Source organism: Nostoc sp. DedQUE09 (assembly GCF_034530915.1).
GTDB lineage: Bacteria > Cyanobacteriota > Cyanobacteriia > Cyanobacteriales > Nostocaceae > Nostoc.
The window spans coordinates 1-25,411 of the sequence record NZ_JAVRCE010000066.1 but is presented as its reverse complement, the minus strand read 5'-3'; the positions used below and the strand labels follow the sequence as shown (position 1 = coordinate 25,411).

The 25,411-nt window shown below is 40.8% G+C and carries 29 protein-coding genes, 4 tRNA genes and 4 pseudogenes; 18 read left to right on the top strand and 19 right to left on the bottom strand.

The genetic code is table 11. The features are described 5' to 3' along the window. Window positions 1-327 precede the first annotated feature (327 nt). Window positions 328-1,269, top strand: coding sequence for an ADP-ribosylglycohydrolase family protein (locus RMY27_RS29150; RefSeq protein ID WP_322668319.1), 942 nt, complete (start codon window positions 328-330; stop codon window positions 1,267-1,269). Between the two features lie 87 nt (window positions 1,270-1,356). After that, window positions 1,357-2,298, top strand: coding sequence for an ADP-ribosylglycohydrolase family protein (locus RMY27_RS29145; RefSeq protein WP_322668318.1), 942 nt, complete (start codon window positions 1,357-1,359; stop codon window positions 2,296-2,298). Between the two features lie 42 nt (window positions 2,299-2,340). Here the strand turns inward: RMY27_RS29145 and cutA are convergent, their stop codons facing one another. The 5 genes from cutA to RMY27_RS29120 form a co-directional block, all read right to left on the bottom strand. Further along, window positions 2,341-2,673 (bottom strand): divalent-cation tolerance protein CutA, encoded by a 333-nt coding sequence (gene cutA / locus RMY27_RS29140; RefSeq protein ID WP_322668317.1) that lies wholly within the window; start codon window positions 2,671-2,673, stop codon window positions 2,341-2,343. A 5-nt stretch (window positions 2,674-2,678) separates the two neighbouring features. Beyond that, window positions 2,679-3,689, bottom strand: coding sequence for a transposase (locus tag RMY27_RS29135; protein WP_322668316.1), 1,011 nt, complete (start codon window positions 3,687-3,689; stop codon window positions 2,679-2,681). A gap of 21 nt (window positions 3,690-3,710) precedes the next feature. Beyond that, window positions 3,711-4,562: a hypothetical protein gene (locus tag RMY27_RS29130; RefSeq protein WP_322668315.1), complete on the bottom strand. Its 852-nt coding sequence runs from the start codon at window positions 4,560-4,562 to the stop codon at window positions 3,711-3,713. 140 nt (window positions 4,563-4,702) lie between these two features. Then, window positions 4,703-5,362 carry an Npun_F0813 family protein gene (locus RMY27_RS29125; RefSeq protein ID WP_322668314.1) on the bottom strand — a complete coding sequence of 220 codons (660 nt, stop codon included), beginning with the start codon at window positions 5,360-5,362 and terminating at the stop codon, window positions 4,703-4,705. Window positions 5,363-5,447: 85 nt separating this feature from the next. Continuing rightward, the gene (locus RMY27_RS29120) at window positions 5,448-5,573 is read right to left on the bottom strand and encodes a hypothetical protein (protein WP_322668313.1); all 126 of its coding nucleotides are present in this window, start codon (window positions 5,571-5,573) and stop codon (window positions 5,448-5,450) included. A gap of 147 nt (window positions 5,574-5,720) precedes the next feature. On the opposite strand from RMY27_RS29120, the gene RMY27_RS29115 reads away from it, so the two are divergent. Together RMY27_RS29115 and RMY27_RS29110 are read left to right on the top strand one after the other, a co-directional pair. Then, window positions 5,721-5,793 (top strand) — tRNA-Arg (locus RMY27_RS29115). 42 nt (window positions 5,794-5,835) lie between these two features. Then, complete coding sequence (locus RMY27_RS29110) at window positions 5,836-6,519, top strand: group I intron-associated PD-(D/E)XK endonuclease (RefSeq protein ID WP_322668340.1); 684 nt, start codon at window positions 5,836-5,838, stop codon at window positions 6,517-6,519. Between the two features lie 285 nt (window positions 6,520-6,804). On the opposite strand, the gene RMY27_RS29105 is transcribed toward RMY27_RS29110, so the two are convergent. The 5 genes from RMY27_RS29105 to RMY27_RS29085 all read right to left on the bottom strand — a co-directional run bounded on the left by RMY27_RS29105 (window position 6,805) and on the right by RMY27_RS29085 (window position 9,095). Then, complete coding sequence (locus tag RMY27_RS29105) at window positions 6,805-7,167, bottom strand: hypothetical protein (RefSeq protein ID WP_322668312.1); 363 nt, start codon at window positions 7,165-7,167, stop codon at window positions 6,805-6,807. 417 nt (window positions 7,168-7,584) lie between these two features. Further along, a tRNA-Thr gene (locus tag RMY27_RS29100) sits at window positions 7,585-7,656 on the bottom strand. An 87-nt stretch (window positions 7,657-7,743) separates the two neighbouring features. Continuing rightward, a tRNA-Tyr gene (locus tag RMY27_RS29095) sits at window positions 7,744-7,829 on the bottom strand. Window positions 7,830-7,953: 124 nt separating this feature from the next. Next, window positions 7,954-8,925, bottom strand: coding sequence for a quinolinate synthase NadA (gene nadA, locus RMY27_RS29090; RefSeq protein ID WP_322668311.1), 972 nt, complete (start codon window positions 8,923-8,925; stop codon window positions 7,954-7,956). 14 nt (window positions 8,926-8,939) lie between these two features. Then, the gene (locus RMY27_RS29085) at window positions 8,940-9,095 is read right to left on the bottom strand and encodes a hypothetical protein (protein WP_159402586.1); all 156 of its coding nucleotides are present in this window, start codon (window positions 9,093-9,095) and stop codon (window positions 8,940-8,942) included. Between RMY27_RS29085 and RMY27_RS29080 the strand changes: the two genes are divergently transcribed. From RMY27_RS29080 to RMY27_RS29070, 3 genes are all read left to right on the top strand, one after another. Further along, window positions 9,075-9,995 carry a TIGR04168 family protein gene (locus tag RMY27_RS29080; protein WP_292808972.1) on the top strand — a complete coding sequence of 307 codons (921 nt, stop codon included), beginning with the start codon at window positions 9,075-9,077 and terminating at the stop codon, window positions 9,993-9,995. The genes RMY27_RS29085 and RMY27_RS29080 overlap by 21 nt on opposite strands. Before the next feature lie 131 nt (window positions 9,996-10,126). Beyond that, window positions 10,127-10,211: transfer RNA gene (locus tag RMY27_RS29075), tRNA-Ser, on the top strand. A gap of 89 nt (window positions 10,212-10,300) precedes the next feature. Further along, window positions 10,301-10,471, top strand: coding sequence for a hypothetical protein (locus RMY27_RS29070; protein ID WP_322668310.1), 171 nt, complete (start codon window positions 10,301-10,303; stop codon window positions 10,469-10,471). 118 nt (window positions 10,472-10,589) lie between these two features. On the opposite strand, the gene RMY27_RS29065 is transcribed toward RMY27_RS29070, so the two are convergent. Next, window positions 10,590-11,009 (bottom strand): hypothetical protein, encoded by a 420-nt coding sequence (locus tag RMY27_RS29065; protein WP_322668309.1) that lies wholly within the window; start codon window positions 11,007-11,009, stop codon window positions 10,590-10,592. 242 nt (window positions 11,010-11,251) lie between these two features. Here RMY27_RS29065 and RMY27_RS29060 point away from each other — a divergent pair, with 242 nt between their 5' ends. From RMY27_RS29060 to RMY27_RS29050, 3 genes are all read left to right on the top strand, one after another. After that, window positions 11,252-11,518: a hypothetical protein gene (locus RMY27_RS29060; RefSeq protein ID WP_322668308.1), complete on the top strand. Its 267-nt coding sequence runs from the start codon at window positions 11,252-11,254 to the stop codon at window positions 11,516-11,518. Next, window positions 11,515-11,973, top strand: a complete 459-nt coding sequence (locus tag RMY27_RS29055; protein WP_322668307.1) for a type II toxin-antitoxin system VapC family toxin — start codon at window positions 11,515-11,517, stop codon at window positions 11,971-11,973. The genes RMY27_RS29060 and RMY27_RS29055 overlap by 4 nt, the downstream gene beginning before the upstream one ends. A gap of 168 nt (window positions 11,974-12,141) precedes the next feature. Further along, complete coding sequence (locus tag RMY27_RS29050) at window positions 12,142-12,588, top strand: thioesterase family protein (protein WP_322668306.1); 447 nt, start codon at window positions 12,142-12,144, stop codon at window positions 12,586-12,588. Here the strand turns inward: RMY27_RS29050 and RMY27_RS29045 are convergent. The 3 genes and pseudogenes from RMY27_RS29045 to menA form a co-directional block, all read right to left on the bottom strand. Beyond that, window positions 12,581-13,993: a 2-succinylbenzoate--CoA ligase gene (locus RMY27_RS29045; protein WP_322668305.1), complete on the bottom strand. Its 1,413-nt coding sequence runs from the start codon at window positions 13,991-13,993 to the stop codon at window positions 12,581-12,583. The genes RMY27_RS29050 and RMY27_RS29045 overlap by 8 nt on opposite strands. Next, window positions 13,978-14,945 (bottom strand): annotated as a pseudogene (locus RMY27_RS29040) (o-succinylbenzoate synthase). Before RMY27_RS29040 ends, RMY27_RS29045 begins: the two are co-directional and overlap by 16 nt. 13 nt (window positions 14,946-14,958) lie before the next feature. Next, window positions 14,959-15,855, bottom strand: a complete 897-nt coding sequence (gene menA / locus RMY27_RS29035; protein WP_322668304.1) for a 2-carboxy-1,4-naphthoquinone phytyltransferase — start codon at window positions 15,853-15,855, stop codon at window positions 14,959-14,961. A gap of 310 nt (window positions 15,856-16,165) precedes the next feature. On the opposite strand from menA, the gene RMY27_RS29030 reads away from it, so the two are divergent. The 6 genes and pseudogenes from RMY27_RS29030 to RMY27_RS29005 all read left to right on the top strand — a co-directional run. Then, window positions 16,166-17,581 (top strand): isochorismate synthase, encoded by a 1,416-nt coding sequence (locus RMY27_RS29030; RefSeq protein ID WP_322668303.1) that lies wholly within the window; start codon window positions 16,166-16,168, stop codon window positions 17,579-17,581. A gap of 19 nt (window positions 17,582-17,600) precedes the next feature. Further along, complete coding sequence (locus tag RMY27_RS29025; protein ID WP_322668302.1) at window positions 17,601-18,017, top strand: element excision factor XisH family protein; 417 nt, start codon at window positions 17,601-17,603, stop codon at window positions 18,015-18,017. Then, window positions 18,005-18,340, top strand: a complete 336-nt coding sequence (locus RMY27_RS29020) for a XisI protein (RefSeq protein ID WP_322668301.1) — start codon at window positions 18,005-18,007, stop codon at window positions 18,338-18,340. Before RMY27_RS29025 ends, RMY27_RS29020 begins: the two co-directional genes overlap by 13 nt. 14 nt (window positions 18,341-18,354) lie before the next feature. Next, window positions 18,355-18,459: pseudogene (locus RMY27_RS29015) on the top strand (chorismate-binding protein); the annotation flags it as partial. Window positions 18,460-18,721: 262 nt separating this feature from the next. Further along, the gene (locus tag RMY27_RS29010; protein ID WP_322668300.1) at window positions 18,722-18,973 is read left to right on the top strand and encodes a hypothetical protein; all 252 of its coding nucleotides are present in this window, start codon (window positions 18,722-18,724) and stop codon (window positions 18,971-18,973) included. A gap of 133 nt (window positions 18,974-19,106) precedes the next feature. Beyond that, window positions 19,107-19,247, top strand: a pseudogene (locus tag RMY27_RS29005) (chorismate-binding protein); the annotation flags it as partial. Between the two features lie 43 nt (window positions 19,248-19,290). Here the strand turns inward: RMY27_RS29005 and RMY27_RS29000 are convergent. From RMY27_RS29000 to RMY27_RS28990, 3 genes are all read right to left on the bottom strand, one after another. Next, the gene (locus RMY27_RS29000; protein WP_322668299.1) at window positions 19,291-20,241 is read right to left on the bottom strand and encodes an L-lactate dehydrogenase; all 951 of its coding nucleotides are present in this window, start codon (window positions 20,239-20,241) and stop codon (window positions 19,291-19,293) included. Window positions 20,242-20,330: 89 nt separating this feature from the next. Then, entirely contained in the window at window positions 20,331-20,528 is a 198-nt protein-coding gene (locus RMY27_RS28995) for a hypothetical protein (RefSeq protein WP_322668298.1), read from the bottom strand. Between the two features lie 42 nt (window positions 20,529-20,570). Further along, on the bottom strand, window positions 20,571-20,720 hold the full coding sequence (locus RMY27_RS28990; RefSeq protein ID WP_322668297.1) for a hypothetical protein: 150 nt from the start codon (window positions 20,718-20,720) through the stop codon (window positions 20,571-20,573). Between the two features lie 31 nt (window positions 20,721-20,751). Here RMY27_RS28990 and RMY27_RS28985 point away from each other — a divergent pair, with 31 nt between their 5' ends. Beyond that, complete coding sequence (locus RMY27_RS28985; protein ID WP_322668296.1) at window positions 20,752-21,261, top strand: GNAT family N-acetyltransferase; 510 nt, start codon at window positions 20,752-20,754, stop codon at window positions 21,259-21,261. An 80-nt stretch (window positions 21,262-21,341) separates the two neighbouring features. Here RMY27_RS28985 and RMY27_RS28980 read toward each other — a convergent pair whose 3' ends face one another. Further along, the gene (locus RMY27_RS28980) at window positions 21,342-22,649 is read right to left on the bottom strand and encodes a glutamate-5-semialdehyde dehydrogenase (RefSeq protein ID WP_322668295.1); all 1,308 of its coding nucleotides are present in this window, start codon (window positions 22,647-22,649) and stop codon (window positions 21,342-21,344) included. Between the two features lie 407 nt (window positions 22,650-23,056). Here RMY27_RS28980 and RMY27_RS28975 point away from each other — a divergent pair, with 407 nt between their 5' ends. Further along, window positions 23,057-25,045 (top strand): zinc metalloprotease HtpX, encoded by a 1,989-nt coding sequence (locus RMY27_RS28975; RefSeq protein ID WP_322668294.1) that lies wholly within the window; start codon window positions 23,057-23,059, stop codon window positions 25,043-25,045. Between the two features lie 85 nt (window positions 25,046-25,130). Here the strand turns inward: RMY27_RS28975 and RMY27_RS28970 are convergent. Further along, a pseudogene (locus RMY27_RS28970) lies at window positions 25,131-25,411 on the bottom strand (hypothetical protein); the annotation flags it as partial.

Below are 25,411 nucleotides of genomic sequence, written 5' to 3'. Positions count from 1 at the left end.
AATTATTCCCAACTTTTATGAAAAAACTGTTGTTGCTAATGCATAACGCTTAGAGGATAACTATCCCTTAAATTGATAAATAAGCTGTTATAATTACATCTCAATGTCTTTTGATTCTGGCTGTTTGTTCCCCCAACAGACGCTTTTAAAACTGTCACAATATGTGGAACTAAAACTAAGTTGGGATATGGTAAATAAAATACCCGATTAAGAATTTTTGCCTATCTTTTTATCATCTGTGAAAAAGTAGGCTGTAACATCTGTTGCAACAAGCTATAGAGGGAATCTATAAAGTTAATTTTGAGCAATTCTCGTGGAGATTGAATAATGCTAACCGCTGCAAAAACGTTGTCTGGTTTGATGGGTTTATGTGTCGGTGATGCGTTGGGTGTACCAGTGGAGTTTACTAGCCGTGCTGAACGAGTAAAATCTCCAGTGACAACGATGTTGGGTTATGGCACATGGAATCAACCACCAGGAACTTGGTCAGATGACAGTTCCTTAAGCTTTTGCTTGGCAGAATGCCTTTGTAGAGGGTATTCCTTGGATGCGATAGCCAATTCCTTCTGGCGCTGGTATAAGGAGGCTTACTGGACTCCTCGTGGCGATGTCTTTGATATTGGTCAAACTACCCACACAGCAATTATGCGTCTGAAGCAGGGAGTTGTTCCCCATCAGGCGGGTGGGAAGGTTGAAAATAGTAATGGCAATGGTTCGTTGATGAGAATCTTGCCGATGGCTTATTGTCACAGAAACTTGACTTTAGGCGAATTGCTGGCGCGGGTGCATGATGTTTCGGCAATTACCCATGCTCATGCGCGATCGCAAATGGCCTGTGGCATTTATATTAGTATTGCAGTGGCGCTCTTAGAAGGGGCTGACCCGCAAACAGCTTATCTACAAGGATTACAAGATATCCAAACAATCTATTCTGTGCGGGAATTTTTGTTAGAGAAGCCGCATTTTGGCAGAATTTTCAGTGGTGAGATTGCCAAGATACCAGTGGAAGAGATTAATTCTGGTGGCTATGTGATTGATACTTTAGAATCATCCCTGTGGTGTTTATTAAATAGCTCGTCTTATTCTGAGGCGGTGCTGAAAGCTGTCAACTTAGGCGGAGATACAGATACTACCGCTGCTGTAACTGGTGGATTAGCGGGAATTTACTACGGCGTGGAAAATATTCCCAAACAATGGATAAATCAAATTGCTCGTAGACAGGACATTATTTACTTAGCAGAACGTTTTGCAAGGGCTGTCTACAGCTAGTTTGGAATTAAAAATTATACCAAGCGTTTGATAACCGGCTTTTCGCAAGTAAAATCAGTTGTAGAAAAGTTTCATACTGGTTGAACAATGCTCACCTCTGCAAAAACGTTGTCTGGTTTGATGGGTTTATGTGTTGGTGATGCATTGGGTGTGCCAGTGGAATTCACCAGCCGCGCTGAAAGAGTAAAATCTCCAGTCATATCGATGCTGGGTTATGGAACTTGGGATGTTCCTGCTGGTACATGGTCAGATGACAGTTCTCTAACTTTTTGCTTGGCAGAATGTCTTTGTGAGGGATTTTCACTGGATGCGATTGCTAATTCCTTCTGGCGCTGGTATCACGAAAGTTACTGGACTGCTCAAGGTGAAGTATTTGATATCGGTAACACCACATTTTTAGCAATTGTGAACTGGAAACAAGGAACTCCACCCCTGAAAGCAGGTGGTACTAGTGAAAATAGTAATGGTAATGGTTCTTTAATGAGAATCTTGCCGATGGCTTATTGTCACAAAAGTTTATCTCTGGATGAATTGATTGCACGGGTACATCAAGTTTCTTCCATTACCCACGCTCATCTCCGTTCTCAAATGGCCTGTGGCATTTATATTAGTATTGCAGTGGCGCTCTTAGAAGGGGCTGACCCGCAAACAGCTTATCTACAAGGATTACAAGATATCCAAACAATCTATTCTGTGCGGGAATTTTTGTTAGAGAAGCCGCATTTTGGCAGAATTTTCAGTGGTGAGATTGCCAAGATACCAGTGGAAGAGATTAATTCTGGTGGCTATGTGATTGATACTTTAGAATCATCCCTGTGGTGTTTATTAAATAGCTCGTCTTATTCTGAGGCGGTGCTGAAAGCTGTCAACTTAGGCGGAGATACAGATACTACCGCTGCTGTAACTGGTGGATTAGCGGGAATTTACTACGGCGTGGAAAATATTCCCAAACAATGGATGAACCAAATTGCTCGTAGACAGGACATTATTTACTTGGCAGAACGTTTTGCAAGGGCTGTTTACGCTTAGAGTTATTAGTTGAGAGTAAAGAGTGAGAAGTTATAACAATCCTCACCCTTTAATTTTTACTTGTTGAGAAATCCACTGCAAGTAGGCTTGAGAACTGGCAACAATTGGTAAAGCAATAATTTCTGGCACTTCATAGGAATGAAGTTCTTTAATTTTGGCCTCCATTGCAGAAAATTTTGCCAAATCAGTTTTAATCAGTAATTGCCATTCTTGCTCTTTATGCAGTTCTCCTTGCCAAGTGTAAATTGAGTGGATTGGTAACAGACTCACACAAGCAGCAAGTTTAGCCTCCACAAGGGCATTAGCAATTGATTCTGCCTCCTGCATGTTGCCAGCTGTCACCAATACCACACCATAGCCAGCAGGTGTCTCCATGACCTCTAAACCGTCGTAGACAAGGAATAGACCTGACCATCAATTAGCAGTCGTGTGATGCCCTTAGCTTGGAGATGAGTCCGAGCCTTATGGAGCATTTTACTATCAGGAACTTTAATCACGCGATCGCGCTTCGTAGAAAAGCGTTTGGCGACGCGGTGGTTATCAAACACCGGCAGAGTTCTTTGCTGGGTTTCTAGGCTGGGAATTTGTCCCAAGTCACCAAAGTCCCTCAGAGGACGGGTAATTAATTCCGAAGAACGGTCAATTACCAAATAGCAAGTTTTGGGCAAATTCGCTATCGACAGAGGTAAAACTTCAACTGATGCTTCACCTGGTCTTCTTCTTGTAACTAAAGGTCTTTGCTCATCCAGGTCATCATCATCAAAGTCTTCTTCCTCAAAGTCGTCATCCTCTAAATCATCATCATCTAAATCATCCAAATCCTCTGATTCGTCGAGCAAATCTTCGCCTAGCATGTGCGCAATGACAGCTGCTCCTGGATGTTCATTCTTTAGCGGTGGGATGGGAATGCTGACTATTTCCGGCGGCTTTGGCTCTGGAGTTTCTAATTTATCTGCTGTGATTCGAAGTTTCGGTTTCTCCGTCGCCGAAGGGCGTCGCCGCACTCGTCTACTAGCAGCAATTGACTCCGCCGTTTCCTCTGAGTACAGCTCCTGCTCTACACGAATTATCTTACGTGGTAGTGGCTCAACCTTTGGCACTTCCACAGGCTGGCTCTCAATGGGTGGAACTTCTATCTCCGGCTCTGGTTCTGGTTGACTCAGCAGTGGTAACTGCTCATAGCTTACCTGTGCCCTGCCTTCAGGAGTTCTCGCAGCCCGCTTTAAAGAGACTAAGTATTCATACTCATCTTCTGGCAAAGTGCTTTTGAGCAGACGACTAATCGTCGAGTTACTCACACCATAGCGGTCTGCCAAAGTTGAGGTTGTTTCAGCAGTCTCTCGATATAACTTAAGAATTTCTTGCTTGTCAGAGTCTGTTAGTTTTCTCACGGTAGATACCAAAAATCTTTACTAAGCTCGTTTACGTCCGCTGGTACGCCGCGTTCGTCTTAGTGATGCGTCATATTCTAAGACAGCGCCCATGCCAAATAACACTCCACTAAACACCCAAAACACTTCTAATATTTCTCCACTTTGATAATTGGGGCCTTGGGCATATTTAAACCACATATCTGCAATGTAAAGCGAAAAGGCTGCCGCTGCAATCATTCGCCAAGACTGGGAAACTCTTCCCCCCCAAAAGGCTAGTAGCAGAGTGGTAGCAATAATTAACAAAACTACATCGCTAACTACGTAAAACCAATTCAAAATAGCGACTAGCAGTTCTGAGGGTGTTTCCTGTTGCATAGAAATCCACCATGCCAACAAACTACCGAACACTGCAATTGCTAACACAATTAGCCACTGCCATTTTTCCAGATTGATTCGCCTGGAAGCCACAGCTAAAATCATGCCAGCGCCAAGTAATAAATAACTGAGTACAAAAAATATATCGCCTACAGACACATCCGGTTCATCTTTTAAAACTATTTCGGTATAGCCGAAAATTATCCCCCCAATGAAATAGGAAAGCATACCTAGCCCAATTAAGAGCCAAACATTCCGGCCACTGACGATTTGCTGACTCAGCCAGTTCCTCAAGCATAAGATACTGGCACCCAAATAAGCTAAAGCTTCAAAAATATTTGTGCCAATCACATACCACTCGGCTCGGCTTTCGATGCCATCTGCTCCGGGAACTTTGGCACTAAACAACAAAAAGTATAGCAGTGCCAGTACGGCCCAGCCAATATTAGCTAAAACAATGTTCTGAGTGTTGAAAATTGATTTAGAAAGGAACGAATTCTCGTAAGAGTTATTCATAAGACTTGACTATGTAGATGCACTCTGGCAGTATTTTGAGTTAAAGGACTGTATATCTAGCAGTGTGTCTGTCAGGTAATACACAATCGGACACCAAAAGCAAGTGCCAGTGGCAGGATTTTTGTGAAAAAATTTCCATGCTACTGCCATAGTTTACCCAGTGGCGATTGATTTAGCCAAGTGATAAACAGCGATCGCTCGGCTTCTGGCATATCTTCTAGCTTATAAATCACTTGTTTGGTAAAATTAGCGTTACCAAAATAGGCTTTTCCTAATCGATGCAGTTCTTGTAACAGGATAACTACATGATTTTCTTGCCAATCAGGTAGTTTAGCTGTCGGCAAAGGATTAGTAGATACCAAATATTTAACTGCTTCTAGGGATGATGCTTGGGGAAATTGTTTTTGCTTGAACACTTCGGCAATATCTTTTTCAAATAATGCAGCTTGCCTAGCACCTAAAAACTCTTCAATGTCGATAGAAACACCCTGCAACAGCAAAATACCGGCTTGGATTAAAATCGCCGTTTTGCCATGACCACCTGTGTCACTATCTAGCTGCTCTAAACGGATTTTACCCCAAACACTAAAGCGTTCCGGTTCCTCCAGCAAAACACAGGCTTTACCTCGGTTATCCGTTAATTCTCTCCATAAGCCTCTAGCTTCTTCCTCTTGACTAGCTTTGAATACGCTAATCAAGCGAAAAGTCTGCCCTTGATAACTAAGGATCGGCACCTGCTGATCCTTTTTTGGGTGCTGAATGCTTGATATTTCAACATCCTGCCGTTTGAGAATAAACATGGCACTAGCAAATAACTCCTCACAGGGGCACTCTTAATATGGAATATATAATGGCATTTGGCAGCATCGCCAAGGCTGAAATTACCTAGCATACTGTAGGAATGAGCCTAGCGATCGCCCGATCCTTCCCGAAGGTAGCCGCCCAGAGGACGGTGGCGTTAACAGGCAAATAACCCCTTGACAACTCAATATATCTAAACCAATACTCCATCTGTTTCGTTTTCGGTGTAGATTGCACTAACTAGCGACTAGCATCTTAGCCTTGCTAGTGGTAAATCTGCAATTTTTGATTGCTTCTTGGTACGCGAAAACGATATAATGGTTTAGATGACTCTTTTGGGAGCCATTATTTTATGTTGGGCGCGTAGCTCAGTGGATAGAGCAATTGCCTTCTAAGCAATCGGCCGCAGGTTCGAACCCTGCCGCGCTCGTTTTAACTCAATATGAACCCTCAAGCAGCGTGAAGTGATATGATGATTTCCATGTTTGAGGGTTCGTTATTGCTGCATCATACCAAGAATAAAGGCGATATTGCTGCTACGAGAGCGATCGCCGATCTAACCCTTAAAGGTTATTTAGTCCTCACGCCACTTGTTTGTGAACATTTACCTTTTGATTTTGTTGTTTACAAAGACGATAAATTTTACAAAATACAAGCTAAATACGCAGCAGACAATAGGGTAGTCAATAAAACTATTTGGGTAGATAAAAATGGTACGCACCAAAAGAAGTACAAAGTAAATGACTTTGACTTTTATGCTGTTTATCTGCCTGATATAGATAAAGTTGTTTATCCATCAATTAACTTTAATGGTTGCTACATAACTACCCAGATACCTAATTCAGCTACACCATTTTACTGGTGGGAAGATTTTACAGACTTAACTGAAGCAGCATCTAAGCGAAACTACAAGGAGTTTGGCGTTGATTTAACAACCAGAAAGGTTAATCCAGACTCTAGAATTCATACCAGAAAAGTTGAAAGACCATCGAAAGAAGAACTAGAAAAACTAGTTTGGGAAAAGCCAACCGCACAAATTGGGAGAGATTTTGGCGTGTCTGATAAGGCTGTAGAAAAATGGTGTAAGGCTTATGGGGTAGAAAAGCCACCCAGAGGGTATTGGGTTAAGAAAGCTTATGGAAAAGTAGAAGGATAATTTTGCTTAAATCTTTCATTTGTTTAAGCATAAGAGGAAGACCTACTAATATGAGCTATGCGTTACCCGGATCTTTCTTAAATTTGCGAGAGTCTTGACTCAGTTTTTTATAACCCTGATTCGTTCGTTGTCCATTCTCAATAAAAACAAAGTTTTAGCGAGAATATTAAAAGCGAATTTGTCAAGTATGCCTCAATTTTCAGTGTCTAAGATGGTTATAAAACACGAGTTTCAAGATTGTAAAGAAAGATGTGGGTAACGCATAGCTAATATAACAAAGGCTATTTAGTTTTTTCTAGAATGTCTAACTGTTAACAGACACTCCTCAATAATACCGAAGTCTTCCTCTGAGTATGCGTAACTTTTGTTATTCCACTTCCCATTGACGTTACGAGATACCTTTCTTGGGTTTATGCCGTGTACTTCCCTGTGCTTATCAGCCACACGTGTAGCTAGCTTATGGTAGTCTGATTCATCTACTTGTATTTTATTTTCGTCTAAGTATTGCCCTACGGTTAATAGCTCTTTAGCTGGTATGTCCCCTGATAATTCCTTCATAGACTCAGCCTGAGCTACTATATAGCGCTCTGGGTATGTTAATGCTTCCTCCCAACGCTTAACCAGTTGGGTTTTAGATAATGTATTCAAATACACTACTTCTATTTGCCTATCTACGTGTGCGGGTGGGAGGATATTAAGAACTAGCACTTGTATGATTAACCTACTAACTTTATACCTTTTAGAATACCCAGTTCTATAAGATACATTAGCTCCATCGAAACCAAAAAACACTAGGGACTAACCACACGTAACCAAATACCCATCAGGTACGCTAACTCCTGACTCCCTACTCACCACTTATTACTCAAAGGTTTCGATAACCTGGGAAATATTTTGATTTACCCACGCCAGCCAGGAAGTCTAAGGATACCTAAAAGTTTTACAGGTCTGCACTAAGTTAAAGATTTTAGATATCTCTAGCAAACTATCATTAGATTTTCTTATGCTTATGACACTTTTAGGACAATCTAGGATATTTTAGCACTGCTAAGTATTTCTGGAAAAAGCCCGTGACGAGGATTGAACTCGTGACCTCACCCTTACCAAGGGTGTGCTCTACCACTGAGCCACACGGGCAAAATATAACTTTGGTTTTTTAGTTGTAAGTTACAATGCTGGGAGCTTTGCTCTTAACCCAGTCATTATAACTTATAACTTCGTAAGTGGTGGGCCGGGCTGGATTTGAACCAGCGTAGGCGCTAGCCAACGGATTTACAGTCCGTCTCCATTAACCACTCGGACACCGACCCGATTTGTCTCACGATTTAAAATCTTAGCACCATGTTTTAGAAATTGCAAGTAATTAGAAAAAATAACTTGCGGGTAGAGATCACAACAAAACTGCGTCTCTACCATCTGGATAAAAAATACTGGTTACACGCTCATCTCCAGCATTCGTTGCATTGGTCGCAGTGCAGCCAGCCGAATATCCTCTGACATGGTAATTTCGGGAGTACGATTTTTCATTGCCCAGTAAAGCTTTTCTAGGGTGTTTAACCGCATAAACGGACATTCGTTACAAGCACAGTTATTTATCGGTGGTGCAGGAATAAAATGCTTGTCAGGAGCTAGTTTTTGCATTTGATGAATGATTCCCGGCTCCGTAGCAACGATAAATTCTTTGGTAGGACTGTTTTGACAATACTTGAGTAAAGCGGCTGTGGAGCCAATAAAGCTGGCGTGGCGCAATACACTACTTTCACATTCTGGATGTGCGATCGCCTCTGCTTCGGGGTGGGCAATTTTTAACTGGACAATTTTCTTTTCCGAGAAGGTTTCATGGACAACACAGCTACCTTGCCATAGCACCAAATCTCGTCCAGTCTGTTCCATCACATACCGCCCCAAATTGCGATCTGGGGCAAAAATAATCGGCTGTTCTTTCGGTATCTGCTGCACAATTTTCACAGCGTTGGAACTAGTACAAATAATATCGCTCATCGCCTTGATATCAGCAGAACAGTTGATGTAAGACACCACTAGATGATTCGGATGCGCTGCTTTAAAAGCTGCGAATTCGTCTGCTGGACAACTGTCGGCTAAAGAACAACCAGCATCCAAATCTGGTAAAAGTACTAATTTATCGGGATTAAGTATCTTTGCTGTTTCTGCCATGAAGTGAACGCCAGCAAAGACAATTACATCCGCATTAGTTTTTTCGGCGGCTCTTGCCAGTTGTAATGAATCCCCAATAAAGTCTGCAATATCCTGAATATCTGGCTCTTGATAATAATGCGCCAGGATAACGGCGTTGAGTTCTTTTTTGAGACTCTGAATCGCGGCAAACAAATCTAGTGGTACACCCAGTTGGGTGTTTTCTCGTTGAGCTAGTGCAGTAGTAAACACAGTTTAGGGGTGCTTTATGTTGCAAATGTATGTCCTGTGGATTCAATTATAGTAGTTTTTACCAAAAATAGTGGACGGTTGATATTTTCGGGTTGTGTCCAAATCGGGCTGAGTTTCATATCCTGGAGATAGACGGCAAGGAAAGTGGCATGACCAGTCAGAAAACTCAATCGATAAACCTCAAAATTGCTGTAGTTGGAGATATTCACGACCAATGGGAAGTGGAAGATGGCGTTGCACTCAAGCATTTGGGTGTTGACTTAGTGCTGTTTGTCGGGGATTTTGGCAATGAATCGGTGGAAGTGGTCAGAGCGATCGCATCTCTCGATATTCCCAAAGCAGCTGTAATGGGCAACCACGATGCCTGGTACACCGCCACCGAATGGGGACGCAAAAAGGCTCCTTATGACCGCTCTAAGGAAGACTGGGTACAGGAACAACTCGATTTATTAGGTTCGTCCCATGTTGGTTACGGTAAGCTGGATTTTCCCGCTTGGAATTTAACTGTAGTGGGGGGTCGTCCCTTTACTTGGGGTGGCCCAGAGTGGAAATTCGCGGAAATCTGTAAAGAACGTTACGGTGTGACGAGTTTGGAAGAATCCGCCGATCGCATCTTCAAAGCAGTTAAAAGCGCCGCTTACGAGACAATTATATTTTTGGGTCACAACGGGCCTAGTGGGTTAGGCGATCGCCCCGAAGACCCTTGCGGCAAAGACTGGCATCCAATTGGCGGCGACTTTGGCGATCCAGATTTGGGCGAGGCGATTTCTCAAGCCTTGACTGCTGGTAAAACCATTCCTCTGGTGACATTTGGTCACATGCACCGAGATTTACGCCATACCAAGAAGGTGCAACGCAAACCCATCTTTAGAAGTCCAGAGGGGACAATTTACTTGAATGCAGCTAGTGTCCCCAGGATTGTGGAAAATGACAGCGAGAAGTTGCGTAACTTTTCCATTGTCACCTTAGAGGCGGGTGTGGTTTCGCAAGTTTCCCTAGTTTGGGTGGGGAATGATTTTCAGGTGGCTAAGGGGGAAATTTTGTACGAGCGATCGCGTATTGTGTCGTAGACATTCGCATCCAGTAGTGCAATCTGCGTAGATAATAGGGTATAGTATTATCTGTCAAGTTTAGTGCTAACCAACAAAAGCGCCTGAATAGCGTCTAAAACTAGGATCAGCACAAGTTTGACAGATTTACTGGAGAGGTGGCAGAGTGGTCGATTGCGTCCGACTTGAAATCGGATGAGGCTAAAACCTCCGGGAGTTCGAATCTCCCCCTCTCCGTTGAATGAATGTTGTTATCAAGTACTACACCTGTTTTGCATCTACAATATATCCAAATTGATGCACAAAGAGTATTTGGTTAACAACTGATGAAAAATCTAAATATTAAAGAAGAAGCCCGCAAATTGATTGACAAATTGCCAGAAAATTCCACATGGGATGATTTGATGTACCAAATTTATGTTCGGCAAACTGTTGAAGCTGGACTAGAGGATAGCAAAGCTAGTAATGTTATTTCTGTACAAGAAGTACAGAAATAATTTAGGCTGTCAGAGTGAACGCTCAAGCCTTTCCTTCTCCATTGAGTTTTTCATGAATGAGTCAAGATGGAAGGCTGGCGTTCGTGTTTACCTTTGTTTTACAAAGCAAAGTAATTAGTTATTTAAACATATCAAAAATAGTCTGATTTAATCCTATATGAGGGTTAAATGTTGGTGTGGAGTTAGTGATTTGTGGTGCATATACACCTAGCAGTAATTCTGGAGCAACCACAGGTAAATTGTTACTCAAAACATAAGAATTTCTTGTAACTATCAATACTGGTTGACCTTGGTACAAAACGATAGGAGGATTGAGGCAGTAAATATTGTAAGGACTGTAAAGGCCATATTGACTACCATATAATCCATAGGAATTCCGAATGCTGTACATACCATAGGAACCCCCGTAAATACCATGAGGATTACTAATAGAGTTTTGGTCGTATAGATTACTTGATAAAACACCCAAAAATTGTCCATCAGCAGCCCATAATTGAGCCACACCATTTACGGAAACGAGAAAATCTACAATTGACATAGGTTTTTACAATAAAAACTTATTTTCTCCAGCTTCATCCCCTAAGAGTGGCAACAACCTCAGCAAAAATGCCTAATTTGTGGATTTGGTAACGTGGTCATATTTTTAGCGTAATTAAATAGGATTTCAAATAGAAAATATTGAAGCGAAAATATGACTTAACAAGTGCGATCGCTCCCTAACCTCTCCCCCTACTGCCATCGTGCTACCATTACCAATAAATTATTTTGAGAGGTCAATCAATGGCTACCATTCATGCGCTCAATATACCTGATGAGTTATACGAACAACTACAACACTTAGCTAAAGCTGAAAATAACTCAATTGATGCTCAAGTTATTACAATATTGCAGAACGCTTTGCAGGCAAAAACACAGCCAACGGAAGAGGAAAGGCGAAAAAATGTCCCAAAACTCCTAGAGGAAATTAGTCGCCGTCGCCGCTTGAATCCAGCAGACTTTGGATTACCTGATAGTACTGAACTAATTCGAGAAGACCGCAATAGATGAGCAGTCCTCTTAGATGCGTGGTAGATACCAGTGTGTGCATCAAGTATTTTATTGCTGACCCACTAACTGCCAAAGTTAATCAACTCTTCGGTCATCTCGCCAATCCACAGACAGAAATTTTTGTTCCAGACCTTTTTTACATTGAGTGTGCTAACACGTTCTGGAAGTATGTCCGTGCAAGAATGTACACTGCTGCTGAGGTTCAGACAGATTTAGCTACTCTGAAAGCTTTTCCGTTGCGTGTTGTTTCAACAGCCGATTTGATGGCAGATGCAGTTACTATAAGCTTGAGTTATGGAACTTCTGCCTACGATGCCTCTTATGTTGCGCTTTCACAGCAGGTAGGTGCTACTTTGCTGACTCTCGACGGTAAGCTGGTGAAAGCCCTAGCCGCTTCGTCTTACAATGTTTGCTCGTTTAATGACTTTGAGGTTCCGCCGTTGGAGTCAATGTAAAAGCGATCGCCTTTCCTCACCCCAAAGCATTAGATAAGACTAAACATCTTGATACAAACTCAGAATTGGGAGAATAGAATTTTTCTCACCGATTTACTTAGTTGCAATAAAATTAGTTTGTAGAGTAGGCAATAATCCTGCTGTTTTTTTAATATTCAATTGTCAAAAATGCCTTTTACTTATAACCGCACGGTTCGTTTTCAAGATACTGATGCTGCTGGGGTAGTTTATTTTGCTAATGTTTTGGGTATTTGCCATGAAGCTTATGAAGAATCTTTAGAAGCATCAAGTATTAATCTCAAAGATTTTTTTACTAATCCTTCTGTAGCTTTTCCCATTGTTCATGCTAGTGTCGATTTTTTGCGCCCTATGTTTGGCGGGGACAAGTTACTGATTAGTTTAATTCCCCAAAAAATAGGTGTTGATAAGTTTGAAATTAGTTACGAAATTACAGTGGCTGAGGTGGTAGTTGCTAAGGCTATTACTCGCCATGTTTGTATTGATGCAAGTAGTAGAAGTAAACAGGAATTACCTGGTGAGATAGTTCAGTGGTTGGAGACGAACCGCAGAGACGCAGAGGGCGCAGAGAGAAGAAGGTCGAGAGAGATTATGTGATGGGATTTTGGAGGAATTCTGTGGCTATTTGTTGTAATTGTTGGCGGTTAATCTTACCTTGAGAGTTACGGGGTAAGTTTTGCTGGGGAATCCAATATTTTGGGATTTTAAATTTGCTGAGTTTGTTTTTGAGTAGGGTTTGGATTTTTAAGGCAGAGGTATCTGATTTTTTAGGAATGTAAATCGCTGTTAAGGCTTGCCCCCAGTGTTTATCTGGGATGCCGATGACACAAATATCGGCAACCATTTGAGTTGATTGTATAGCTGATTCAATCTCTGCTGGATAAATATTTTCTCCACCTGTAATAATTTTGTCGCTGTTACGTCCGACTATATTTAAATGTCCTTGTTCGTCTAAAAAACCTAAATCATCTACTTGGAAATCAGTTTGATTTTCTCTGGTTATCGGATAGTAACCACGGGCTAAAGATTTAGCATGAATGGTAATATTTCCGATTTGATTGGAATTTAAAATTTCGTATTTTTGGTTGCGAATAGTTACTTTTGCATGGGGAAGAATTTGACCACTGCTTATTTTACCGCCTAGAAAATCATCTGGTTTGAGGGTAGCAATTTGAGAGGCGGTTTCTGTCATGCCATAGGTAGGTGCTAATCGGATGCAATGAAATCTGGCTTTTTCTAGTAGTTCGTTCCATGCTGGCGCACCTCCCAAAAGTACAGTATTAAATTGGGATAACCATTCAGTTAATTCTGGATTTTCTAGAATACGTTGTAACTGTGTTGGTACTAAAGATATAAAAAAATCAGATTCTTTAATATTGAACATCTGTCCTGTTTCTACTGCTTTGAAGGGTAGAATAGCTAGTTTACCTCCAGTAGTGAAGGAGCGCATAAATTGCATTAAACCGCTAACGTGATATAGCGGTAACACGCAAAAAGAATTGACTTGCTTTAGTTGAAAGTATTCTGTAAATCCTTGTATAGATGCTATGAGAGTTTCCCAAGTATGGATGGCAAATTTAATCTGCCCCGATGAACCACCTGTGGGAATCATAATCAGTGCTGAGTGCTGAGTGCTGAGTGCTGAGTGAGAGACGCAATTAATCGTGTCTGTACTTGGGATTAGAGGAGTGGGAGAGTGGAGTAGTTCTCCCCAAATGATGTCTGGCTGTACTAAATCAAAGACTTGTTGCCATTCTTGTGTTCCCCAATCGGGGTTACAAAGGAAAACTGGACAGTTAGCAGCACAAGCAGCAATAAAGCTTGCTAAAAATCGTAATGGTTCGCATTCAGCTAAGATTATTTTTGGTGGTGTTCCACATTCTGAAATATGTGTTAGTTCTAAATATAATTCTTGAGCTATTTGATTAAATTGATGGCTATCATAACCGATTAGCCAATCATTTTGAGCTAGCTTATTAAGACAGTTTAAAGGTCGTTCCATAAACTTTGAAGCCAGTTTCTTCTTGTTCAAAAAAATGGTCGATGCCAAAACCAATCGCTCTGTTGTTTTGGGATAATTCCGCCGCTAGTTGGAGTGCTGCAAGTCTACCGATCGCAGTTTCAAATACTGATGAAAATACAGTATCAATTTGATGCTGTTGACAAAACTTTCTCAGACGAGATGGTGATCCAACTATCCCAGGTTTTATGACAAAAACCCCTCGCCAACCTTGCTGATGACAGGTGGCGAGTTGTCCAAGTGTGGCGACAGATTCATCTATTGCGATCGCAGTTTTATAACTCGTACTCAATTCCAACATCTGCTGAAATTGTTCTACGGGTAGGGGTTGTTCGATAAATTCAATTTCTAGGGGTAGTTCTGGATTTTCCTTGAGATTATCGCAAGTCCGCAGCCATAAGTTAGCTTCTTCATAACTGAGTCCACCGTTGGCATCTAATCGTAGTTTGGTAAAGGCTGGTAAGGTGTGTATCAATGATTCAAAAATTTTTAGTTCATCAGCGATCGCATCCACACCAATTTTCCACTTAAATGTACGATATCCTTGCTGCCATAGAGTTTCCAATTGATTTAAAGCCGCTTTCCCAGATGGTAATAAGCCACTAAAAGATTGCGTATTGGGTATGGAAAAGAATTCACTTTCCCACTCGCAGGCTGACTCAAAGCCAAATTGACAAGCAGGTAACTCATCTGGGATGGAGAAAATTATCTCGTCTGTGATTTCTTCTGGGAGTTGGCGACAAAAATCTAGGGCTTGTTCTAGGGTTTCGGAACCAAACCAACTGATAGGGGCGATTTCTCCCCACCCGAGTTTACCTGATTCATCAGTAAGGCGAAGAATAATACCTTCACGAATATCCCACTTACCATGATTAGTGGTAAGCGATCGCAAAAATCTTCGCTGATATGGACGAAATTTAAATTGATAACGCATCAATTAGTAATTGCTAAAGTATAAATCCCAGTCCAAGCAGCAAGCAAGCCCAGAAATGCACGGCTACGGCAATGAATTTACAGTTACTAACTTTGTCCGGCTGATTGTGATTTTCTTGGACGTGGCGGCATAATTTGAAGGCAAAGGGTAAACTTACCCAACTTAGTAACGTCCAAACTGGAAAAATTCCCAATAGCACAAATAGCAATGTGAGGGGATAAATGCTGGCAGTAAACCAAACTAGGAGTTTGGCCCCTTTTGCTGTTCCGAGACGGACGATAGGCGATCGCTTGCCTGCGGCTATGTCATCCTTAACTTGGTGAAAGTGCGAGCAAAACAAAATTAAGGTTGTGGCAATCCCGACAATTACTGAAGCTGCTAAACTTGTCATTGACCAAGTTTGCGTTTGGCTGTAATATGCTGCCTCCACTGCTAAGGGGCCAAAGGCAAAAAAGCAAATAATCTCGCCTAAACCCTGATATCCTAAGCGAAAGGGAGGGCCTTGGTACGTGTAGCCTAAACCACAGCATAGTAAAATAATGCCGATAACAGTTAGGTCATGTTGCCAAAAGGCGATCGCTAGTATGCCCAGCAATCCCAAACCTAAACAAAAATTTCCTATCCAAAATATTAATGGCTTATTGCCTGTTAAATTCACCAAAGAATGGTGCTTATTTTGATCGATACCTGTTTCGGAATCAAACACATCATTACTGATATTTTCCCAGGCAAGAATTAAGATTGCCGCAGCTACAAAAGTAGAAAATACTACAGTATTGAAAGTTTTAGTTTTGGCAAATGCTACTGCTGTTCCCACCCAAATGGGCATAATGGCAACGCTATACATTGGCGGTTTAATCGCTGCCATCCATAACTTAGTGTTGGGATATAAAATTTGCTTGGTAGTCATCAGTTGTGATTAATTAAATTACCGGAATATTACTCACACTTGAGATTTTATGGTTTAAAGAGACGCTAGATATGGGTGATATACAAACAACTGTCACTTTTACTATGGCTTGTTAACCTGGTGTTGTTAATACTCACCCTCACGTTGCAGTCTCAGGCTGAAACTGTCTTATCATAGTCTGAGAACACCACAAATAAGGCAAACCCTACGCTGGTGAAATAGCAACTTAATATGTTACCTGTAAAAATACGACCACGATTAATTACACTTTAGGAAGTTAACTTAAAAAAAATTTACTATCGTTAAATCCATGACAGTTTTACCATGTCGTAGCAACTTCTTTGTAAAGCACAAAGATTTATATCAATTTCTGGTAGCAGTGCAAGAAAAGTGCGTCAAAAATAATTGCAGACAAATTGTCAGTGTTTCCCAAGAAATTGATTTAGTTGACCCTTTACTTGTATTAGATAAACTTACACAAGCAAATGAAATAAATTTTTACTTTGAGGACAGAGGTAAAGGAGAAGCGATCGCAGCAATTGATGCTATAGCAAAATTACAGATTGATGGCTCAGACCGTTTTAATCAAGCAGAATATTTTATCAAATCTTGTCTAAAAAATATAATTAATTTTGGTAACGGAAACCAACCTTTTTCTGGGCCTCACTTTTTTTGTTATTTCAGCTTTTTTGATAAAAATGCCCAAGTAGATTATCCATTTCCGTCTGCTACCATTTTTCTTCCACGTTGGCAAGTAGCCGTAAAAAATCAGCGTTGCATATTAGTAACAAATATAATTATCAATCCAAATGTAAATATTGAAAGATTGTTGGAGAAAATCCAAAATAAAATTGAATTTATCCAAACTTTAGAAAATTACTCTACTAATATTGATTATTTTTCTAGAAACTTATATAAAAAATCTCTCACAAATGCTGTCCAATTTAAAGGTTCAGTAGTATCTGCTTTAGAAAAAATTCAGTCTAGTCATTTAAGCAAAATTGTATTAGCAGATATATTAGATGTAAAATCAAGCAACCACTTTAGCCTAGTTAAATCCTTAAATAATCTTAGACAAAATCATCCTAATTGTTATATTTTTTCTACAAGTAATGGCAAAGGACAAAATTTTATTGGTGCAAGTCCAGAAAGATTAATTAGTATTAATAATCAACAGTTAATCACTGATGCTTTAGCTGGTTCTGCACCACGAGGTAAAACCCCTGCTGAAGATGCAGCTAATGCCAATCGCTTACTAAATAGTGAAAAAGAAAAGCATGAACATTCCCTAGTGCTTAATTTCATTACACAACGACTATGCCAACTAGGCTTATTACCGCAAATATTAGCACCCCGATTGCGACAATTATCGAATATCCAGCATTTATGGACACCAATCAGTGCTATGGTTCCCGCTGACATACACCCATTAAAGATTGTCGGACAATTGCATCCTACGCCAGCCGTTGCAGGTGCAGCACAAGATGTAGCTTGTGCCGAAATTCGTCGTTATGAAAGCTTCGAGAGAGGTTTATATGCTGCACCTCTGGGTTGGATAGATTCTCAGGGTAACTGTGAGTTTATTGTGGGAATTCGTTCAGCATTGATTGATGGCGATCGCGCCAGATTGTATGCTGGTGCTGGTATCGTCGCTGGTTCCGATCCTGACAAGGAGTTTGCAGAGGTGCAGCTTAAGCTTCAGGCGTTACTGAAAGCATTAGTTTAAAGTTAATTACTAATCTTGTATGCCAGCTAAAGATATTTACCACAATTCTGTTAGAAACGCTCTTGAAAAAGAGAGTTGGCATATTACCAACGATCCATTTATCTTAAGATGGGGTGCAAGAGATTTATATATTGATTTAGGTGCCCAAAAGCTAATAGCAGCAGAAAAAAGCGGGCAGAAAATAGCAGTAGAAGTTAAAAGCTTTATCGGTGCTTCTCCAGTAACCGAATTAGAAAAGGCTTTGGGACAATATATTTTATACTACGATATTCTCAGTCGCTTAGAACCAGACCGCCGCTTGTATCTTGCTATTCGTCAACAAACATACTTAGAATTATTTCAAGAACCAATTGGTAAGATATTGATAGAAAATCAGCGTCTTTGTTTACTCGTCTTCGATTCAGAACTAGAGGTGATTCTAGAATGGATACCTTAGATAATTATCGCCAAATAATTGAAAAAATATTAACTGAATATGCCCAACTTCCTTACGCTCATGGAGAACTAGAAAGACAGCTAATTATTGATGAAAATGCAAACCATTACCTACTACTCACACTTGGCTGGGAAAACAAACAACGGGTACATGGATGCCTTGTCCACATTGATATTATCAATGATAAAATTTGGATTCAAAGAGATGGGACTGAAGATGGTATTGCTAACGAATTCGTCAGTGTCGGTATTCCTAGAGATCGTATCGTTCTAGCCTTTCAACCTACTGAAGTAAGAAAGTATACTGATTTTGCTGTTACATAAATTTTAAATCTAGCGATCGCGCAAGATTGTATGCTGGTGCTGGTATCGTGGCTGGCTCTGATCCTGACAAAGAGTTTGCAGAGGTGCAGCTTAAGCTTCAGGTGTTACTCAAAGCATAAGTTTAATGGCTAATTTCTCTTGCTGTTTTTCATAGGGCAGATGTCCATAATTATTTATTCATACCGAAAAAGGTTACAAGTATATATAGCGTTTACTAATCACATGAGGTACATCATATTCCCCTCCTTGCTTGCGGGGAGGGGGTTGGGGGTGGGGTTCTTGTACCTCACTCAACTGAGAACCGCCGTATACTCACTATAACCACTGTGTTATGGTAATTTATAATTATTTGAGATATTCATAGGTATTGAAATACTAAATATGAATCAATCAATTACAGACAGCTACTTTTTTGAGGAGCTTAGTGACGCTGACTCTGCTCTTATCGTTGGTGGACAAAGCTCTGTAGTCGCTCCTGTTCAGATATCTGGATTTCTTTTCCTTCCTCAACCAAGCTTTCTAGAAACTCCTATTCCGCCTTCTTCTATAGAAACTACTGTTCCCCTTCCTGGAGTCACAGTTGAGATGCTTCAAGAATTGGTTTCAACAGAACCTACCCCCATTCCCATGTAGGAATTGAGTTTCAAAGCCTCTCTCTGTTTCGGTAAGAGGGATGGAAGTGGAGTTTTTAGTATATTTTTAGCTTTTTCAAACAACCTTTAAGGCAATGTAAAATCTTAGGTTTGTTCTATATCAAACTTCGTAAATTGGTGTTCGTTCAGCCTTGATAGATGGCGATCGCACGAGATTATATGCTGGTGCTGGTATCGTTGCTGGCTCTGACCCTGACAAAGAGTTTGCAGAGGTGCAACTTAAACTTCAAGCTTTACTGAAAGCGTTAGTTTGACATTCAAAAAAGGACGTTTTTAAACAGACTATTTAAGTTGATTTTAATTATCCAAAGAATTGTAGGCTTCATTCAGTTTGGCGGCTGACTCTTCTAATAAGCGTTGTTCCTGAGCATTTCTTGGTAACACCAGTTGGCGCTCAATACCTTGGGAGCTAATGATACATGGAAGTCCAAGAACAACTTCACTACCAACTCCATAGTTAGAATCTGCTCTAGCCGATACTGGAAATATCTGCTTTTCATCTCGCAGGATGGTATCAACTAACTGAGAAACTACTATTGATATGCCATAGCTAGTATTTCCTTTACGTTTAGAAATGTTATAACCTCGTTTACGGGTTAACTCTGCGTACTCTTGCTGAATTTCTTCCAGCGTTGCTCCTTGTGGTATAGGAAATTCAGCTAACAAAATTCCCCCAATAAATGCACTAGACCAAACGACAAATTCACTGTCTCCATGCTCTCCAATCACATAAACACGAACATCTTGTTTACTAACGTTCAGTCGCTTACCAAGTTGATATCTCAGTCTAGCAGTATCAAGAACGGTTCCTGAACCGAAAATTAGGTTTTCTGCTCTAGTGGAACTGGCGATCGCAATCCGTGTTAGTACATCCACTGGATTGCTAACGATAAGTACGATTGAATTCGGTGCAACTCGATCCAATTCTTTCATCGTCGAACGCACGATCTCTGCATTATCGTTCAATATATCTAATCGGCTTTGTCCTTCTTTTTGCCGCACCCCAACAGTCACGACAATCACATCAGAATCAGCTAAATCTTCATACTGATTTGACGCTATAATTTCCATGTCTTTAAGTAAAGGAATGGTGTCTTCAATATCCCATGCTTGCCCCTCAGCTTTTGATAAAGTTCGGTCAAAAAGGACGACTGTTACACATTTACCAAGTAGCACTAAAGCATTTGCTACATTTGCACCCACATTACCCGCACCAATAATACCGACCTTGGATATTTTGCTACTCATGCCAAATCTATTTTTTTGTAACTGGCCTGATAGGTTAATGTTAACTCTAGAACTAACCGTTTCGAGTCAAGATTCTTGAAGCGATCGCTTCATCTCAAAGATTTGATGTGTTGACGCAAGACAGAATTGATGAGTATTTTGTGTTCGACATTCTGAAATTGAAACCAAGCTATCATATCTGGAATAATCTGAATTAAGTTATGTGCTTGAATTGCTGGCAATCTCAACATTACCTTCTCCAAAAACTCATCGTTTAATAATGGAATATTCAGAATAATCAATGTCAATACGGTTCGGTTAAAGGGGAAAGGGAAAGGGAAAAAAAACTTTTAACCCTTAACCTTTAACCTTTTCCCCAAAGGTAATTCTGAGTTCAAAATGCTTATCCGAACTGTATTGTAATCAATGTCGTCATCTGACTTCAATTCCAAAGCTTCCCAATTAGGATGTGAGATATTGTTTAAATCGTTGGTGTTCATTATGTTTTAGTTTCAGTATCGTAGATGCTTTATGAAAATTGAAGTGGTAAAAGCTATTCAACAACACAAGTCAGTGCTGTGTAATTTAATGGAACTATACCAGTATGACTTAAGTGAGATAGAAGCTAAAGATGTAGATGACTGTGGCTTGTTTGGCTATCTATATCTTGATTACTATTGGACAGAACCTGAGCGACACCCATTTTTGATTAAAGTTGATAAAAAACTGGCAGGGTTTGTACTTGTTAATCAGCACACTTACCTTCATCAAGATAACAATGCTAAGTCTATTGCTGAGTTCTTTATTCTCAAGAAGTATCGAAATCAAGGTATTGGTGAACAGGTAGCTACTCACATTTTCAACCAGTTTCCCGGCAGTTGGGAAGTACGGCAGACTGCTTTGAACCTAGGCGCACAAGCTTTTTGGGATAAGGTAATTAGTCAATACACTAATGGAGCTTTTAACGAAGTTTTTTTAAATGATCATCGATGGCATGGCCCAATTAAAACTTTTGATAACTCAAATAAACTATTAACATAAATAAACTATTAACATAAAAAATACACCGATTTATCCGGTGTATTTCTAGCGTTACTAGAGCATATAGTTTTAATGATACTTTACACTAAATCCTGATGAGTAAAAGCCTTAGCATTTGCCCCGGTGTAAGTAGCTACAATATGACCATCGCCACTCATTTGATATTTGTATGTCACTAATCCTTCTAAACCAACAGGGCCGCGGGGAGGCATTTGTTGCGTACTAATTCCTACTTCTGCGCCGAAACCATAGCGGAAACCATCAGCAAATCGGGTAGAACAATTGTGGAATATATTCGCTGAATTTACTAGTCCAAAGAAAGTTTCAACAGATGCTGAATCTTCAGTAATAATGGCATCGGTATGACGAGAACCATATTCGTTAATATGTGCGATCGCATCTTCTATAGAGTCTACAATCTTTATCGACAAAATAAAATCGCTGTATTCTGTTTCCCAGTCTATTGCTGTTGCAGCTTTGATGTTAGGTAAAATTTTCAAGGTGCGTTTATCGCCTCTTAACTCCACATGACGTTCTTCCAAAGCCTCAGCAACTTTTGGTAAAAATTCTGCCGCAATCGATTGGTGAACTAGCAAAGTTTCAATTGCATTACAAACAGCAGGATATTGCGCTTTTGCATCGACGGTAATCGGAACTGCTTTAGAAATATCAGCCGCTTTATCTATATAAAGATGACAAATTCCATCAGCGTGACCTAATACAGGAATTCGTGTATTTTCTTGCACAAAGCGCACAAAGGAATTAGAACCTCTAGGAATAATTAAATCTACATATTTATCTAACTTCAAAAGTTCTAGAGTTTCTTCTCTAGTTGTTAGCAACTGCACTGCATCAGGATTAACAGCAGTTTGCGATAATCCCTGTTTAATTGCTTTAACTATCGCTTCACAAGAACGGACAGCTTCCTTTCCACATTTGAGGATTACACCATTTCCTGATTTGATTGCTAAAGAAACAATTTGAATCGCCGCCTCTGGACGGGCTTCAAAAATAATTCCCAAAACGCCTAAAGGACAGGTGATGCGCTTCAGAATTAAGCCAGTGTCAAGTTCGCGGTGAATCTGCACTTTACCAATTGGATCGGCTAGCTTACCAACATCTCGTACCCCAACGATCGCATCTCTTAATTTATGTTCATCCAACTGTAAGCGCTTATAAAGTGGTTGAGGAATTCCTTCAGCAGTAGCAGCTTTACAATCAGCAACATTTGCTTGTAAAATTTCATCTCTAGCTGATTCTAAAGCTTGGGCGATCGCAACAAGTGCCTGATTTTTTGCCTCAGTGGAGAGAATCGCTAGCTTACTTGCAGCTTGGCGGGTTTGCCCAGCGATCGCAGTTAGGGGAGAAGCTATATCAAAAATAGTCATAGTACAAATCTTTACTTTTTCCTCATCTTATCAATCTCAGGTTATGTTCATCATTCGTCTTCCTCCAATCGGGTGAACCATTTGGGTAATCAATAATTACTCTGATTGGGTGAAGTAAGACTGGGTTCAAAATATGTATTCTCTGAATATCAAACACGGACAAATAGGTACTAAGTTTACAGCAACAAAAATATTCTAAGTATTATTACAGGTTTATTTGAAAATCTTAAACATGATTTATGCGTTCCCAAGGCTAGATAAACATAGTAATGTATGTTTATCTAGCCTTTTACTTAAGAAAATATTTTATACTGTCATTATTTAAATTTTTACGAAATTGCAGTGACGATCGCTGGATCTATTGAGTATTGATAGATCAAATACCACTCCTTCAGTAGGGAGATCCTATGTCATTGCAATCTGCATTAAATGCCTTAAACCAAAAACGTTATCAAGAAGCGGTTGAATTACTCGAACAATTCTGCCGCGATTCTGTTGAACACAATTCCTCAGATTATCTTTCAGCACAGATGTGGCTGATGAAAGCCTATCAAGCCACAGGCGAAATCGAAAAAGCCAAGGCCCTGTGTCAAAAGTTAATCATGAGTGAAAATCCACAGGCTCGCAGTTGGGCAGAACAAGCTAGTCAATCCTTCCACCAAACACCATCTAACGTTAGCCAAAAAGCTGGTCGCGCCGCTACAACTGGGATGAAATTAGCGATGGGGGGAGTGGGTGGTAGTTTGGCGTTAGCTTCTGGTGTCACCATGACCTTGCTGTTTGGCATGGTGTTGGCTTTAGGTTTGAGCTTAGTATTTATTTTAGGTAACGATAATCCACTCCAAGGATTAGCGATCGCTATTGGTATTACTCTAGTTTTTAATATCGCTGCCTTTTTCATATCTCCATTCATCATGGACTTAACTCAAGGTTGGCTTTACCAAACTCGCTGGGTAGAGTTAGCAGAAGTTGAAATCCTAAGTCCAGAGACAGCTAAAGTTATTCGCCAAGTCTGTGAGCAGAAAAAGCTGAAAACGCCGCGTTTGGGAATCATTAACGACCAAAATCCCACGGCTTTTACTTATGGCTCATTGCCGAACAGCGCCCGTTTAGTCGTCAGTCAGGGACTTTTTACATACCTCGATGACGATGAAATTGCTACTGTTTATGCTCACGAACTGGGGCATATCGTCCACTGGGACTTTGCAGTGATGACAGTAGCTTCTACCTTAGTGCAAATTTGTTACTTGATTTACAGCACAGCCAGAAGATTTGGGCGTGGCGGTGGCGATAGCAAAATCAAAGATGCGATGCAAACTGCTGCCTTAGTTGCTTACGTGTTTTATGTCGTCGGTACTTATCTAGTGCTGTATCTCTCCCGCACACGGGAATATTTTGCTGACCACTTTGCAGCCGAAAGTACGGGTAATCCCAATGGATTATCCCGCGCTTTGGTGAAGATTGCTTATGGGATATTAGAAGAAGGTTCGCGGACACAAGAACCCAGCCGTTTAATTGAAGGAACTCGCGCCTTGGGTATCTATGACCATAAAGCCGCCGCTTCCACAGGAACCGCTTACCGCATTGCATCGGATACCCAAAAAATTGGTCGCGTCTTTCTGTGGGATATGTTTAACCCTTGGGGCTGGTGGATGGAGTTAAATTCCACTCACCCATTGACAGGTAAACGAGTTCGTGCATTAAGTACATACGCCGAACAATTGGGTTTACCAACTGAGTTTGATATGGGGCGAGTTATTGGAGAAGGTAAAAGCCTTAATAAGAGTAGGCTTTACGGCAACTTCTTTTTAGATGTTGTACTCTACGGTGCTGAAACGATTGGTTTCTTCGCTGGCTTGGTAACAGGTGTGATTTTGTTGTCAAGTTCCCCAAATACAGGTTTAGTATTGGGTGCGCCACTAATTGGCTTAGGGATCGGAATTTTCGTCAAAGCTTTGGTAATGTTCCCCGACTACAAGCAAGCGCCGGAAACCGATATTCTCACTTTGATGTCAGACCCTTATGCCAGTCCGTTGCGTGGACAACCTGCAAAACTGGAAGGTCAACTTATTGGTCGTGGCGACGCTGGTTATAAATTTGGTTCCGATTTAAAAATTCAAGATCGTAGCGGAATGCTTTATCTGCATTACGCCTCACGCTTTGGCCCCATCGGCAATTTTCTGTTTGGGATGAAGCGAGTCCAAAGTTTGATTGGCGAACAAGTTGGGGCTGTGGGTTGGTTCCGTCGAGGTGTTGCGCCTTGGATGGATTTAATTCAACTCCAGAGCGAAAATGGCACTATCGTCAACAGTTACCATCGCTTCTGGTCATTCATCCTTAGCGGTGGATCGATTATCCTGGGAGTGGTCTTGATTATGTTTTTGAGCCGCAGCTAGCAAAGTTTCTAGGCTGCTGTGAAAGCATTTCTCAGTCCATCCAAGCTTTAATTTGTCAGGAGGTAGTTAGTAACTGCCTCTTTTTTTAATACCCCCTTAATCCCCCCGATGCATTGGTGGGAAACCGGAAATCTAATTCCCTCCCCTTTGCAAGGGGAGGGTTAGGGTGGGGTAATGGCATTTGCTGATTTAGCGATCGCATTTGTTGATTTGGAGTTCGCATTTGCTGATTTGGAGTTCGCATTTGTTGATTTGGAGTTCGCATTTGTTGATTTGGCGATCGCATTTGTTGATTTGGAGTTCGCATTTGCTGATTTGGAGTTCGCATTTGTTGATTTGGAGTTCGCATTTGTTGATTTGGCGATC

Bases quoted from the DNA above. Each gene is read 5' to 3' on its own strand.
- RMY27_RS29150 (WP_322668319.1), top strand. From the start codon at position 328: ATGCTAACCGCTGCAAAAACGTTGTCTGGTTTGATGGGTTTATGTGTC.
- RMY27_RS29145 (WP_322668318.1), top strand. From the start codon at position 1,357: ATGCTCACCTCTGCAAAAACGTTGTCTGGTTTGATGGGTTTATGTGTT.
- cutA (WP_322668317.1), bottom strand. From the start codon at position 2,673: ATGGAGACACCTGCTGGCTATGGTGTGGTATTGGTGACAGCTGGCAAC.
- RMY27_RS29130 (WP_322668315.1), bottom strand. From the start codon at position 4,562: ATGAATAACTCTTACGAGAATTCGTTCCTTTCTAAATCAATTTTCAAC.
- RMY27_RS29125 (WP_322668314.1), bottom strand. From the start codon at position 5,362: ATGTTTATTCTCAAACGGCAGGATGTTGAAATATCAAGCATTCAGCAC.
- RMY27_RS29120 (WP_322668313.1), bottom strand. From the start codon at position 5,573: ATGGAGTATTGGTTTAGATATATTGAGTTGTCAAGGGGTTATTTGCCT.
- RMY27_RS29110 (WP_322668340.1), top strand. From the start codon at position 5,836: ATGATTTCCATGTTTGAGGGTTCGTTATTGCTGCATCATACCAAGAAT.
- RMY27_RS29080 (WP_292808972.1), top strand. From the start codon at position 9,075: ATGACCAGTCAGAAAACTCAATCGATAAACCTCAAAATTGCTGTAGTT.
- RMY27_RS29070 (WP_322668310.1), top strand. From the start codon at position 10,301: ATGAAAAATCTAAATATTAAAGAAGAAGCCCGCAAATTGATTGACAAA.
- RMY27_RS29065 (WP_322668309.1), bottom strand. From the start codon at position 11,009: ATGTCAATTGTAGATTTTCTCGTTTCCGTAAATGGTGTGGCTCAATTA.
- RMY27_RS29060 (WP_322668308.1), top strand. From the start codon at position 11,252: ATGGCTACCATTCATGCGCTCAATATACCTGATGAGTTATACGAACAA.
- RMY27_RS29055 (WP_322668307.1), top strand. From the start codon at position 11,515: ATGAGCAGTCCTCTTAGATGCGTGGTAGATACCAGTGTGTGCATCAAG.
- RMY27_RS29050 (WP_322668306.1), top strand. From the start codon at position 12,142: ATGCCTTTTACTTATAACCGCACGGTTCGTTTTCAAGATACTGATGCT.
- RMY27_RS29045 (WP_322668305.1), bottom strand. From the start codon at position 13,993: ATGGAACGACCTTTAAACTGTCTTAATAAGCTAGCTCAAAATGATTGG.
- menA (WP_322668304.1), bottom strand. From the start codon at position 15,855: ATGACTACCAAGCAAATTTTATATCCCAACACTAAGTTATGGATGGCA.
- RMY27_RS29030 (WP_322668303.1), top strand. From the start codon at position 16,166: ATGACAGTTTTACCATGTCGTAGCAACTTCTTTGTAAAGCACAAAGAT.
- RMY27_RS29025 (WP_322668302.1), top strand. From the start codon at position 17,601: ATGCCAGCTAAAGATATTTACCACAATTCTGTTAGAAACGCTCTTGAA.
- RMY27_RS29020 (WP_322668301.1), top strand. From the start codon at position 18,005: ATGGATACCTTAGATAATTATCGCCAAATAATTGAAAAAATATTAACT.
- RMY27_RS29010 (WP_322668300.1), top strand. From the start codon at position 18,722: ATGAATCAATCAATTACAGACAGCTACTTTTTTGAGGAGCTTAGTGAC.
- RMY27_RS29000 (WP_322668299.1), bottom strand. From the start codon at position 20,241: ATGAGTAGCAAAATATCCAAGGTCGGTATTATTGGTGCGGGTAATGTG.
- RMY27_RS28990 (WP_322668297.1), bottom strand. From the start codon at position 20,720: ATGAACACCAACGATTTAAACAATATCTCACATCCTAATTGGGAAGCT.
- RMY27_RS28985 (WP_322668296.1), top strand. From the start codon at position 20,752: ATGAAAATTGAAGTGGTAAAAGCTATTCAACAACACAAGTCAGTGCTG.
- RMY27_RS28980 (WP_322668295.1), bottom strand. From the start codon at position 22,649: ATGACTATTTTTGATATAGCTTCTCCCCTAACTGCGATCGCTGGGCAA.
- RMY27_RS28975 (WP_322668294.1), top strand. From the start codon at position 23,057: ATGTCATTGCAATCTGCATTAAATGCCTTAAACCAAAAACGTTATCAA.